General features: G+C 43.8%; 11 protein-coding genes. 6 read left to right on the top strand and 5 right to left on the bottom strand.

Annotated features, from left to right (window positions below):
- Positions 1-28: 28 nt before the first annotated feature.
- Positions 29-448 carry a ferric iron uptake transcriptional regulator gene (gene fur, locus ACXAGP_RS01240; protein ID WP_475259032.1) on the bottom strand — a complete coding sequence of 140 codons (420 nt, stop codon included), beginning with the start codon at positions 446-448 and terminating at the stop codon, positions 29-31.
- A gap of 298 nt (positions 449-746) precedes the next feature.
- Here fur and ACXAGP_RS01235 point away from each other — a divergent pair, with 298 nt between their 5' ends.
- Complete coding sequence (locus tag ACXAGP_RS01235; protein WP_475259031.1) at positions 747-2768, top strand: HAMP domain-containing methyl-accepting chemotaxis protein; 2022 nt, start codon at positions 747-749, stop codon at positions 2766-2768.
- Positions 2769-3006: 238 nt separating this feature from the next.
- Here the strand turns inward: ACXAGP_RS01235 and ACXAGP_RS01230 are convergent, their stop codons facing one another.
- The 4 genes from ACXAGP_RS01230 to ACXAGP_RS01215 all read right to left on the bottom strand — a co-directional run bounded on the left by ACXAGP_RS01230 (position 3007) and on the right by ACXAGP_RS01215 (position 5647).
- Positions 3007-3657 carry an SLATT domain-containing protein gene (locus tag ACXAGP_RS01230; RefSeq protein WP_475259030.1) on the bottom strand — a complete coding sequence of 217 codons (651 nt, stop codon included), beginning with the start codon at positions 3655-3657 and terminating at the stop codon, positions 3007-3009.
- Positions 3658-3953: 296 nt separating this feature from the next.
- The gene (gene fldA, locus ACXAGP_RS01225; RefSeq protein ID WP_475259029.1) at positions 3954-4478 is read right to left on the bottom strand and encodes a flavodoxin FldA; all 525 of its coding nucleotides are present in this window, start codon (positions 4476-4478) and stop codon (positions 3954-3956) included.
- A gap of 81 nt (positions 4479-4559) precedes the next feature.
- Positions 4560-4769, bottom strand: coding sequence for a DUF2788 domain-containing protein (locus ACXAGP_RS01220; RefSeq protein ID WP_475259028.1), 210 nt, complete (start codon positions 4767-4769; stop codon positions 4560-4562).
- 107 nt (positions 4770-4876) lie between these two features.
- Positions 4877-5647, bottom strand: coding sequence for an alpha/beta fold hydrolase (locus tag ACXAGP_RS01215; RefSeq protein ID WP_475259027.1), 771 nt, complete (start codon positions 5645-5647; stop codon positions 4877-4879).
- Positions 5648-6127: 480 nt separating this feature from the next.
- On the opposite strand from ACXAGP_RS01215, the gene pgm reads away from it, so the two are divergent.
- The 5 genes from pgm (at position 6128) to ACXAGP_RS01190 (ending at position 13604) form a co-directional block, all read left to right on the top strand.
- Positions 6128-7780: a phosphoglucomutase (alpha-D-glucose-1,6-bisphosphate-dependent) gene (pgm, locus tag ACXAGP_RS01210; RefSeq protein ID WP_475259026.1), complete on the top strand. Its 1653-nt coding sequence runs from the start codon at positions 6128-6130 to the stop codon at positions 7778-7780.
- Between the two features lie 319 nt (positions 7781-8099).
- Complete coding sequence (locus ACXAGP_RS01205; RefSeq protein ID WP_475259501.1) at positions 8100-10544, top strand: glycogen/starch/alpha-glucan phosphorylase; 2445 nt, start codon at positions 8100-8102, stop codon at positions 10542-10544.
- A gap of 180 nt (positions 10545-10724) precedes the next feature.
- A complete protein-coding gene (locus ACXAGP_RS01200; RefSeq protein WP_475259025.1) occupies positions 10725-12038 on the top strand; it encodes a putative bifunctional diguanylate cyclase/phosphodiesterase in 1314 nt (437 codons plus the stop codon).
- Between the two features lie 111 nt (positions 12039-12149).
- A complete protein-coding gene (astE, locus tag ACXAGP_RS01195; protein WP_475259024.1) occupies positions 12150-13190 on the top strand; it encodes a succinylglutamate desuccinylase in 1041 nt (346 codons plus the stop codon).
- Positions 13191-13604, top strand: coding sequence for an HIT domain-containing protein (locus ACXAGP_RS01190; protein WP_475259023.1), 414 nt, complete (start codon positions 13191-13193; stop codon positions 13602-13604).

The raw sequence follows: 13604 nt of genomic DNA, 5'->3' as shown, positions 1-13604 counted from the left end.
TCACAACTGTGTTTGCAGTGTCTTCTGATTAGTGATCACACTTTTCGTTAACACATCTTCCGTATAAGTACAGGCTGTGGTTAGTTAGTCTGATACCGTGACTTTCGGCAATTTCATTTTGACGAGTTTCAATAACTTCATCCTCAAATTCGATGACCTTGCCACAGTCCAGGCAAACTAGATGATCGTGGTGGTTCTTGTCGCTGATCTCAAATACTGATTTGCCACCTTCAAAATGGTGACGGTCCAAAATGCCAGCATCATCGAACTGGTTGAGTACGCGATACACCGTAGCCAAACCGATATCTTCACCTTGCTCTAACAGGATTTTGTACACATCTTCAGCGCTAATGTGTTGATTTTTAGGTTCTTTCAGAATTTCCAGAATCTTCAGGCGGGGCAGCGTGACTTTCAGGCCCGCTTTCTTTAGTTCTTGATTTTGATCCATGTGATTGGCTTATAAATCTCAATTTGACGACATTATAAGTGACTTGCACAAGATTAAAAGGGGGGTATTCAGAATAAAAATATTGGCTATTTGTTAAAAACAAGTTAACTGGTTGTACCACAAGGCGCTATACTGCGCTAGAATTAAGTGAGTATGCTTGGAAAATCATAGATTTAAAGTCAGGGTGCTGACCCCAATTTTTACGCTGACTTTAGAAATTAAGGCTATAGTGAATATGGCCGATATGATACCTAAGCGATTGACTGCCAATTAGAAAAATAATGAGGCAACTAAAATTATGCGTTTTACAGTAGTAGCAAAAACGATTCTCGGATTCATATTGCTGGGATTCGTGTTGTTCATCACTAATGTGATGTCTTATGTTGGTCTGTCTGATATCAGAGAGTCTTCTGAGTCTGTTATCAATGAAAAAATGCCGCTGCAAAGTCAGGTATTAAAAATTCAGACCCAGCTATTAAACCTCGGTAAAGCCTCGTTGCGCGGTTATTACATGGATAACCTGTCTGCACTCAATACCAATAAGAGTGAATTTGATAATCTGCTGAGTGAATTTGAAGGCACACTGCGCTCCCTTGAACAAATGTCTATCGAGGCTAATCAACGCCAGTATTTGAGTGAAGGAAAACGCTCTGTAGAACTGTATTTACAAAACGCCAAAACCATGTACCTGGAAAGGCAGTCTTACCTCAATCAGCGCAATAGTATCACTAGCTTTATGGATAAAGTATCGTTAGCCGTAGATGATACCAGTGCCCCCTTATTAGATTTAGCCTACATGCCCGGTGCGGATACCGATGATGATCTCAAAAGTCTGGCGGGAGCAGGCAATAACATCGATACCTTGCTAATTACCTTGTTAAACTCCACCACCGAACTCGTTGCCACCGAAGATGCGAAAGTATCCGGAGATATCGTCAGTAGCATGGAATTTTCCATGAGCAACATCGAAGAAGCGGATCAGTTTGTGACGCGTTTGGCTGAATCGGTGGAGACCGATGGCTTAGTGGATGATTACAAAGAGCAACTAAGCAAATTGAAGCCATTAATTTTTGGTAGTAACGGTGTCGTTGGTATGCATCAGTATAAGCTGGATAAGCTGGCTTCAGCTCGTCAAGCCAATACGGCTGCTGACTCGTATGTGGACCAAGCGCTTGAAAGCTTTAAAACTCTGTTTGATAAGGTTAATGACAGCACCTTAGATGGTCAAAATGAAATCCTGAATATTATTGAAACCAATATTGCTATTGGCGTGGTCATTATGCTGTTAGGCACTGGACTGGCGGTGGGCACAGGAATTGTAGTGTACAAGAGCATTTCCGGGCCTATTAGTCGTATCTCTCGTAGCCTCAAAGTGATCAGCTCTGGCGATCTAACGCATAAAGCCGACGCTTCCAGCAACTGCGAGTTCGGTGATTTGTCAAAACAAGTGAACTTGTTATCAGATAACTTGCACGAGTTGGTAGTGCATATACTGGAACAGCAAGAAGGCTTGAATGCTGCCACCGCGCAAACCGTGGAGTTGGGCCATCAGGCGCTGGAAAAAGTGGATAAGCAACGCGAAGAAATTCACCTCACAGCGGAAAGTACTGCGCTGGTAAGAAACAGCAGCCAAAATAATGTTGAGCAAATACGCCATGGTATGGATAAACTCAACGACGTTGCTCAGCAATCTAATCAGGCAAGTGATTTGGCCGCTGAAGGGGAAAAACAAATCCAACAACAGGCGACGCAGGCCGATTATTCGCGCGAAGTGATCTCTAATCTTGCAGAAAATAGCCGCAACATCGGTGGTATTTTGGATGTGATTAAAAGTATTGCCGAACAAACCAATTTACTGGCATTGAATGCCGCTATTGAAGCGGCCAGAGCGGGAGAGCAAGGGCGAGGCTTTGCGGTTGTGGCTGATGAAGTACGCACATTAGCCACCAAAACTCAAAATTCCACCCAGGAAATTGAAACCATGATCGGCAGTTTACAATCAGATGCCGACAAAGCAGTACGCACCATCGAAGAAGGTAAAGCGTTATCCGATAAGAGTGTTGAGATGATCCGAGAAGTTAACACCAAGGTGTCGCAAATCACCGAGATCATCGAAGAGCTGTCGGATGTAAACAATCGCATTGTAAAAGACTCGGGTGAGCAGGACAGGGTGCTTAACGATGTATCCAAACGACTCAATACCATAGTGGATTTGGCAGATAACAGTGCTGCTTTAACTGAGCAATCTAATACGGCTACCGATGAAGTCAATTGCCTGATGGCGCAACTAAAAGAAGCGGTCACTAAGTTTAAGGTTTAAACCTAATTGGGTAGAAAAGAGAAAGGGAGCTGCTGCTCCCTTTTTTACAAAAAATCTTAAACACCTGTTAGAGAACAGAAATCGGGGCGCTTTCTGTTGGTTCGACTTCAGTCGGAAAATATATAATCATTTTAGAAATACATCCCCATCTATACTATTTATAAATGCTCAATGGTATAGAGCCGTAAGCAGCGATTAGTTAACAAGAGACTTTTATCAGGCGCACAGCGTTTTGCCGTCATGGTTTTTGGTTGCCTTTATTCGCTTTGTGCTTTGTAGCCTGGTCGATTTCTTTTAGCATACTTTGAAATTCGCTTTGCCAGGTTTTCATTTCTTCAGCCACAATTTCATTCACCTCCTCAATGAACTCTTTGCACATCTGCAGTCCTTGTAGCAACTGCTCCTTATTGAGATTTTTATCATCGCGCTCGGCGCGCCAAATTTGCCAGCTAAACTGAAAACTCTGCAATAGATTTTTAATTTTCATCTCGGTAGTTAAAAAACGCATCCAGGCAGAGGAAAAACCAAAAAAGCGATCCAACAAAATACAAGTGGCAGCAAGCGCCAGAGCCACTGACGCCCATACCGGATTGATACATTCAGGGTAGATGCTGGCAAGCAATGGAATTATTGCCACCCCAGATGTCAGTAGGATTGCTGTTAGTCGGGTGGTGCGAGCGCCAATGCGTTTACTGGCCTTGCGATCCAGATACCAAGCAATGGCTTTGTTCGCTTCAGTGCAAACATGCAGATAAAACACCTCTAACGAGGCATCCCGGTTGGCTTCATCCCACTTTAATTCTGGTAGCGGATTGTTTTTAAGATCTTTTTTCGGATCAAAACCCTCAAGGTCGGGCGATTCAGTTGTTGAGTTATTCGTGCTTGCCATGTTGTTATTTCTTCGCCTAAATGCGTTCCCATTTTTGTATGTATTCATCCAGTCCCTTGTAAGCATGACTCAGTTGCTCCCGACGTTCTATGGGATCATGAGGTGCTACATCTGGTACAGAAGTGAGCCTAAAAGTGATTTCTATTTAGTAACAAGGTAAGGTTTTGAAGGGGAAATAGCAACTAGCAAAATAGCAGAGATAAAAATTGAAATGGATGTGAGTTTTTATCGCTGGCTGTGGTAATCAGGCAATAAAAAAGGGAGCTGCTGCTCCCTTTATCTAAAACTTTCGTTATTTATGCCAGTTCAGACAAGCACATCTCTTCAAAGATCTGTTTAGACCAGGCTTTGACTCGCTCTTCGGTGAGTTCTGGTTGGCGATCTTCATCAATTCCTAAACCTACAAAGTGGTTATCATCTACCATGCCCTTGGAAGCTTCGAAGTCGTAACCTTCAGAAGACCAATGCCCTACAATAATGGCCCCTTTGGTTTCAACGATCTCACGTACCATGCCCATGGCATCCAGGAAGTATTCGGCATAGTCTTCTTGATCACCACAACCAAAGATACCCACAAGCTTATCGTTAAAATCAATCTCTTCTAATTCCGGGAAAAAGTCATCCCAGTCGCATTGGGCTTCACCGTAGTACCAGGTGGGAATACCAAACAGCAGAAAATCGTACTTTTCGATATCTTCTTTGGTGCTTTTGGCGATGTCATGAATATCAATGATATCCCTACCAATTTCTTTCTGAATCATTTTGGCCACGTGTTCCGTGTTACCAGTGTCACTACCGAAAAATAGTCCGACGATTGCCATTAGTTTTACATCTCGCTTCTAAGAATGCTGCCTGAGTTAATCAGACGGGTTACAACTATAAACTTTATTGACCTGGATTTATCAGGCACTGAAAAATACTTGAATGACGCCTTTGGCCAAAAAGCCCACGCAGCCAAAAAACAATACTGAGTACACTACGATACGACCGCCCATAGGGATCTCGTTTTTCTTCAGTACGTCGTGTACGGCAAAGCCCATTAACAGGAACAAACCACTAAGTGCCAAATACATAATAATGGCTTCTATTTGTTCGTAATATTCACTTAGCATGGGTATTTTTGTTTCGACATCTCAATTTGGCGCGCACTATAGCACAGGCTGCTTTTGTTGTTAATTGGCCTGCCAACTTTCATTGATGTCAATCAACATAATTGGCGTCATTGGCTTTCTTCTAAGAAACGCGACACGATCCCGGCAAATACGACAGGCTTTTCAGCGTGTAGCCAATGACCGACCCCGTTCATAATGCGTGCTTCCGCTATGGGAAACAGGGCACTGATGGCGGGCTGATGTTCTCGGGTGATGTAGTCGCTATTACCACCTTTGATAAACAAGGTGCGCCCTGCATAGTTGTTATCCGAGGTGATGGCTTGTGACAACAGATGATAATCTCGGATCAATAATTCCAGATTGAAGCGCCAACCGAATTGGCCATTTTCCTGCTTTACCAGGCTCTTCAACAAAAACTGACGCACGTCGGCTTCCAGAACAAACTCTGCCATGGCTTTGTCAGCTTCCTGGCGGCTGCTGATTTCCTCGGGCTTAAAACTTTGCAAGGCGTTGAACACGTTTTGGTGTCTGGGAGAGTAGGCAACTGGAGCAATATCAGCCACTACCAGATTTTTTACCAACGCTGGATATTGTAGCGCAATCTGCATGGCCACTTTTCCGCCTAACGAGTGCCCTAAGAGATTGACCTGCGGCAAGTCAATTGATTTTAAGGTTTCAACTACGCTATCAGCATATAAGGAGAAACTAAATTGTTCGGTTTTCGCAGAGCGGCCATGGTCTGGCAAATCTATGCTGATTATCTGGTATTCATCTTCCAACTGGCGGGCAATGACTCCCAGGTTTTCAAGGCTGCCGAACAAACCATGCAGTAGTACGATGGGTTCACCCTGGCCTTTTATCTCGTAATTTAAAATCATAATGTTTTTATCAGGTCTTATCTCTGAAATTTCATTGAAATGTGTGGTTAATAGGTTAATTTAACAAGTACAAAAATATTGGTATATGCTACTAACGGATAGTTTGTCGGCATTTAAGCCAAAATTCAGTGTCTGTAGTCGAGGTTATCGACCAGATACTAATTTCCCTGCAACTTGAGCGTGTTGACCTTTGCTGTACGAAATTTGTTCTATATATAAGCGCTTTAATCGCGGAACAGTCCTACAGGCCTAGTGGTGCTAAGTCAAAGGACTGTGACAAAGAGTAAAGCGCTTATATGACGAACCCTCCGGGCAGCGCCTGTGTGCAATTTATTCTGTGTTGAATGCTTTTGATTTGGAACCACCAGACCTTCAAGCATTCGCCTTGTCTAAATTGCACACAGACTGCTGCAAAATTGTACCGCAAAGGTTAACACGCTCTGGAGTTTCATCTATTTTTTTAAAACAGGATATTTTGATATGGCACTTCACCCAGAGGCCGGCAAACCGGCATCCAGAGATCAATTGGTCAATGTTCCCCGCTTAATGAGCAGTTATTATAGTGCTCACCCTGATATCACCGATGCCACACAAATGGTGTCCTTCGGCACTTCGGGTCATAGGGGTAGTTCGCTAAGTGCAACCTTCACTGAAACCCATATTGCAGCCATTAGCCAGGCACTGGCAGAGTTTCGAAAGAATCAGGGCACAAGTGGTCCGATGTTCATTGGTATGGATACTCATGCACTATCTGAAGCCGCCTTTGTTACAGCGGTTGAGGTACTAGTGGCCAATGGGGTAACCGTTGTGGCGCAACAGGGCAGGGGTTATACCCCAACTCCAGTTATTTCTCACGCTATTTTGTGTTTTAACGAGGGCAAAGTCTCCGGACTTGGAGATGGTATTGTGATCACGCCATCGCACAATCCACCAGAGGACGGAGGATTTAAATACAATCCACCTAATGGCGGCCCGGCGGATAGCGATGTAACCGATATTATTCAAGCGCGCGCCAATCAGATAATTGAGGCGGGAAGTAAAGATGTTAAGCGAGTATCTTTTCAGCAGGCACTCAATAGTGAATATTATTCTGAGCAGGATTTTAAACAAAATTATATTGAGCAATTAGATCAGGTTATCGACATGCAAGCGATAGCTGATGCTGGCTTAAAACTGGGTACTGATCCGTTGGGCGGTGCAGGTCTGGGCTACTGGGATGTCATTGCTGAACGCTATGGTTTGAATATCGATGTGGTGAACCCCAACGTGGACCCGACGTTTTCTTTCATGACGCGGGACAAAGATGGCAAGTTGCGCATGGATTGTTCCTCTCCCTATGCCATGGCGGGTTTGATTGGTTTAAAAGACAAATACGATTTGGCGTTTGGCAACGATCCGGATTTTGACCGCCACGGTATTGTTACTCCATCGGTGGGGTTAATGAATCCTAATCACTACCTTGCGGTAGCCATTAATTACCTTTATCAAAACCGTCCTGATTGGTCTTCCTCTTTGCAGATAGGTAAAACTCTGGTTTCCAGTTCTATGATTGATAGGGTTGCTAAAAACCTGGGTAAAGATGTAGCGGAAATGCCAGTGGGCTTTAAATGGTTTGTGCAAGGAATGCTCAACTCAGAGCTAGGCTTTGCCGGAGAAGAGAGTGCCGGGGGGATTTTTCTGCGCCGTAATGGTAAAACCTGGGCCACCGATAAAGATGGCATCATTTTGTGTTTACTGGGCGCTGAGATTTTAGCTAAAACCAACAAAGATCCAGGCGAACATTATCAATCCTTAACCCAACAGTTCGGTGCGCCTTCTTATAAACGCATCGACGTAGCAGCAACACCCGCTCAAAAATCAGCGTTAAAATCCCTAAGTGCCGAAAACGTCACTTCTAGTGAACTGGCAGGTGAAACGATTAAGCAGATCCAAACTCATGCACCAGGTAACAATGCTGCAATAGGCGGTGTGAAAGTCAGTACTGAAAATGGTTGGTTTGCTGCAAGACCTTCAGGTACCGAAAATATCTATAAAATTTATGCTGAAAGTTTCAATGGTGAGGCGCACCTGGAGCAGTTGTTAGGCGAAGCACAAAATCTGGTGGATGAGGTGTTCAAAAATAAAGGTTGTTAAATTAAGTAATCCTTAATGTTAATAGGGTGTTAATATATGCGTTAAAATTTTGTTGTCCCTGTTTTTTTGTTGAAAAAATAACAAAAAAATAACATTGAGGCACTTAAAATTCCGTCGTAAACGTGGTTAACTCTGCATTATCTGTAATTAAATTACAAAATGGTGTAGAGTTTTTTCATTTTTATGGCGAAAAAATCTACTGCTGTTTGATATTAGCGAGGCTAAAATTATGGCAACCCGATCGACTACAAAAAAGACAACAACACGCAAAACTTCAGCGGCTAAAACGGTTAAGTCCGCTGAGAACAAAAGCAATACTATGCAGTTTGACAAAGAGACGTTAAAGCAATCAATCGTAAGACATTTACATTGCACTTTGGGTACTGACGAGAACAAAGCAAATAATCACGCATGGTGGAAGGCGGTTTGTGCAGCCATCAATGAACAGGTGCTAGAGCGCCTGAGAATGACCCAAAAAACCCACTACTTTAATGATACTCGTGCAGTGCATTACTTTTCTGCCGAGTTTTTAATGGGGCGCTTGCTTTCAAACAACATGCACAACTTGGGTTTGTTTGAAAATACGGATAAAGCGCTTCAGGAGTTGGGTATCAGCTTGACTGATATCATGGAAGAAGAGCCGGATATGGCGCTGGGGAATGGCGGATTAGGGCGTCTTGCGGCCTGTTATATCGATTCACTTGCCACCTTAGAAATGCCGGCTATTGGTTATGGTTTGCATTACGAACACGGTTTATTCCGCCAGGAAATCCAAAATGGTGCACAAATAGAGCGTCCAGATAGCTGGCGTGACTATGGCAACCCTTGGGAAATCTGCCGTCCTGAGTCTATTCAGGAAATTCCGCTTTATGGTTATGTGGAAACCAAATACGGCGAAAATGGTAAAATTCAGAAGGAATGGCACCCCGGTTCTATCGTGAAAGGCTTACCTTGGGATATTCCGGTAGTAGGCTACGAAGGTAAAACCGTTAACGTGTTGAGATTATGGCAGAGCCAGTCCTCAGATTATTTTAACTGGGACGTCTTTAATGCCGGTGGTTATGTAGACTCTCATTCTGAAACCGTTCAGGCTGAAACAATTTCAAAAGTGCTCTATCCGAATGATGAAACCGAAGCAGGTAAAGAGCTGCGTCTTATTCAGCAGTATTTCTTCTGTGCCTGTTCATTGAAGGACATCGTACGTCGTTACAAGCGCGCCCATGGTGATGACTGGAGCCGTTTCCCTGAGCAAGTGGTTATTCAACTTAACGATACCCATCCAGCAATCGCCATTCCCGAGTTAATGCGTATTCTGGTGGATAGAGCAGAGATGTCTTGGGATGACGCATGGGCAATCACTACTAAGGTATTTGCTTATACAAACCACACATTACTTCCAGAAGCATTGGAAAAATGGCCTGCCAAAATGATTGAAAAGATCTTGCCTCGCCATTTGGAAATCATCTACGAAATTAACCATCGCTTTATGAAAGAAGTGGATGCCAAATGGCCGGGTAAAACCGATGTTAAGTCCAGACTTTCTATTATCGAAGAAGGCAACGAGAAGATGGTGCGCATGGGCCATTTGAGTGTCATTGGTTCGTTTGCCGTTAACGGTGTTGCCGAAATTCACTCAAAGCTGGTTAAAGCTAACCTGTTCCCGGAATTCGACGAAATGTGGCCGGGTAAATTCACTAACGTAACCAACGGTATTACGCCAAGACGCTGGTTGAAAGCCTGTAATCCTGAGTTATCGGCACTTATCGATGGTAAGATTGGTACTGATTGGCCAATTCACCTGGATAAGCTGACAGGGCTCACCAAGCTTGCCAAAGACAAGAAGTTCCAGGATGAGTTTATGGCCATTAAGCGCCGTAATAAAGTCGCGTTAGCGGAAGAGGTTCTGCGTTTGACGGGAGAGACTATCGACCCCGATGCGATTTTTGATATTCAGATAAAACGCTTGCACGAATATAAGCGTCAGCATCTGAATTTGCTACATATCATGGCCCTGTATCGTCGTCTTCTAGAAAATCCTGATTACGACATGCATCCCAGAGTGTTTATTTTCGGTGCCAAAGCGGCTCCCGGATATAAGCTTGCCAAAGATATTATTTATGCCATCAACAAAGTTGCAGAGCGTATTAACTCGGACAACCGCGTCAACAGCAAACTGAAAGTGGTTTTCTTGCCTAACTACCGCGTTTCACTGGCGGAGAAAATGATCCCGGCAGCGGATGTCTCCGAACAAATTTCGACGGCGGGTAAAGAAGCTTCGGGTACTGGCAACATGAAGCTTTCGCTGAATGGCGCATTAACCATCGGCACTATGGATGGTGCAAACATCGAAATTGCCGAAGAAGTTGGTGAAGAGAATATTTTCATTTTCGGCTTAACAGTGGATGAAGTAAACGCGTTGCGCGAAAAGGGCTATAACCCTCACGATCACTATTACCAAAACGCTGAGATCAAAGCGGTATTGGATTGGATGGACACTGACTACTTTACGCCGGGTAAACCGGGTGAATTGTCTTCAATTAAACGCAGTTTACTTGAGCACGGTGATGCTTACCTGGCTTTGGCTGATTATGAGTCTTACTCAGAAGCGCACAAACAAGTTGATGCCGCCTATCGAGATAAAGCCGGCTGGGCAGAGAAAGCCATCATCAATACGGCCAATATGGGTAAATTTAACTCTGACAGGTCTATCCGTGATTATGTTAATAAGATATGGAAATTAGAAAGCTGCAAGGTGAATTCCTGATTTAAAACATGGAGTTAAAATTGCGAAATCTGATGATTTCATTTCACCCGGATCGCGGTCTGGGGAAAACATAACATAAACTTTACAGTTTCAAGCCCTGATTATTCCATCAGGGCTTTTTTTTTGTGCAAAAAAACGCTAAATTGCGCTTTGAGATTGTGTGAGGTTTAGTCGTACTCTATGAGCGTTATTCATAACGTGCTTGCTGAAATCCCGAGTCGATATGCGTTTTTGCAAAAAGTGCAAAACCTGATTGACCAGGACGGGCAGGTATCGTTGTTCATCATTGATGTTGTCCGGTTTTCCGACGTGTCTACCAGCTTTGGTTATAAGGCTGGTGATTACATATTGGCGGAAATAGTCAGGCGTATTCAGTCAATTTTCGCGTTTGATGCTGAAGTAGGCAGGGTTAGTGGCGACATTTTTGGCTTAGTTTTTCCCGGACAACACAGAGCAACGCAACTCAACAGTTTTTACACTCGTCTCAACGAACACTTCAAGGCGCCGATTCACATTGGCGATCACGCGTTTATTGCCGACTTTAACGTTGGAGCAGTATCCAACCCAATTGATAATCGCGATGTTAACCGACTTTTTTCTGGCGCGGAAACAGCCTTAAAACAAGCAAAGGGTAATAAATACGATAACTTCTCTATTGTTACTTTAGAGCAGCGTCGCCATTCTGGTGGTCGGGCGTTGGCCTTGAAAGCCGATTTAAAGCGCGCTTTTGCCCATGATGAATTGGAACTTTATTTCCAGCCCAAAATCGATTTGAATAGCTTGCAAATCACCGGGGCAGAATGTTTGTTGCGCTGGAATCATCCGTTAGATGGCATGTTATTTCCAGGGGCACTTATCGATGCCGCTGAGTCCTATAACATGATGAACGAATTAGGTTATTGGGCACTGCGTAAAGCGTTTGACAGCTTGTTGTATTTTCAGGCAGCAGGTTTTGATATCAATTTGGCAGTAAACGTTTCGCCGACGCAGCTTTACGACGATAAATTTGTGCATCGCTTAAAACAGTACAGCGATAACATGTGCGTCGATTTAAGTCGCATTGAGTTGGAGCTTACCGAAGATGCGGCTATGTCCAACTCACTGATGGTAAATAAACAGCTGGCGGCTGCTAAGCGTTTGGGAGCCAAAATCGCAATTGATGATTTCGGAAAAGGTTATTCTAATCTGGCCTATATTCGGGATCTGGATATCGATACTATCAAAATTGATAAGACCTTTATCATGCAACTGCTGGACAATCCAGTGAATAAAGCGATAGTCGAAGCCACCAAGGTGATTGCCGATTCGCTTTCCTGTAATGTGGTAGCTGAAGGCATTGAAGAATTGCAGCACCTGCATATTCTTCGTCAGCTGGGCATCAATTCAGGGCAGGGCTACTTATTCTCACAAGCCATTCCCATGGCTGATTTTATGCAACTGCTTAATACCGATATCAGCGTTGGTGGCTCTTACGCATTCGAAGCGCGTAAATAGTTTAAGTTTTCTATTGGCGTCCGGGTCAAAGTTTCATCTGGCTTAAAATAACCTGCCACATCCTGTATCATTGAGCATTCTGACCCTACTAATTAGAATCAAAACATCTTTATGTCCGATACAATAACCAGATTATTATCTAAAGGTGACTTTTTACACCTTTCCAGAACTGAACCTGCCTTGTTCGCAACACCACTACAATTTTCCTTAAACAACAATACCCAGGTGAGTGTGTTGTCCGAAGGGGTAATTCAATTTGAGCCGGAGAATGCAGGCGACAAAGACATCATATATTCCTGCGGTATTCACGGAAACGAAACTGCGCCTATTGAAATTTGTGATGATCTGGTGGGTTCTATCCTTATAGGTGAATTAACACTGGCGCATCGCTTATTAGTGATTTTTGGCAATTTACCTGCGATGGACATCGGTGAGCGATTTGTGCAAGAAAATATGAATCGCTTGTTTGATGGTGAACATGCTAATCCCGATATTCCTGAAAATCAGGAAAGAAAACGTGCGCGTCATTTAGAAGAAGTTGTATCTGTATTCTTTACCTCACAAGGTGAGGGCCGTAAGCGCTATCACTACGATTTACACACCGCAATCCGGGATTCAAAAAACGAAAAGTTTGCAGTCTATCCCTTTACCCATGGTCGCCCTCGTAAACCTGAACAGCTTGTTTTTATGAGGGAGTGTGGCGTATCTACAATAATGCTTTCTGAGTCTCCAACAACCACCTTTAGCTACCATAGCAATAAGCATTTCGAAGCGGATGCCTTTACTGTCGAATTAGGCAAGGTGAGAGGGTTCGGTGAGAACGACATGTCTCGTTTTGAACAGGCTCGCAATATGTTAACTCGTTGGGCTTGTGAACCCGAGATGGTGTTGCCAGAGTTTAATCCTGAAGACTTTTTAATTTATCGCGTAAACCAGATCATCAATCGTACTCAGGAAGACTTTACCCTGCATTTTGCCGACGATACCCCCAATTTTAGTGATTATGCACAAGGTACTTTGTTGGCCTCAGAGCCGGGAGCGGAATATTTTGCACAACAAGATGGCGAGGCCATAGTGTTCCCCAATGCCAAGGTGGCGCTTGGGCAACGAGCTTTGCTAACGGTTGTACCTACGTCGCTCGAGGAGAATTAAGTGGAGGCGTTCACACTGCACAAGCAGCTGGAGCAAGATTGTATTTTTGTTTGTGATTTGCCATTGTGCCGGGTCTTACTGATGAACGAATCAAGGTATCCATGGTTTATTCTGGTGCCCATGGTCAATGGGCTTACTGAGTTAATGCAATTATCTGATAGCGATGCACGTCAGTATTGGTACGAATCTGCTCTAATGCAGCGTTTTTTGCAGACTGAGCTCAAGGCCGATAAGATAAATGTAGCAGCCTTGGGTAATGTGGTTCCTCAGCTGCATATCCATCACATTGCCCGGTTTCGCCACGATGAAGCCTGGCCTGCACCCGTTTGGAGTAAATTCACAGCCAAAGCTTATGGCGAAAGCCAGATTAGCCAGCTAATATCTAGCTTCACTGAATTCAAGGAGATAAATTAG

The organism is Planctobacterium sp. AWM4_229, from assembly GCF_056160305.1.
Note: the sequence above shows the minus strand (reverse complement) of the source record. Positions and strands in the feature narration are given on the sequence as shown.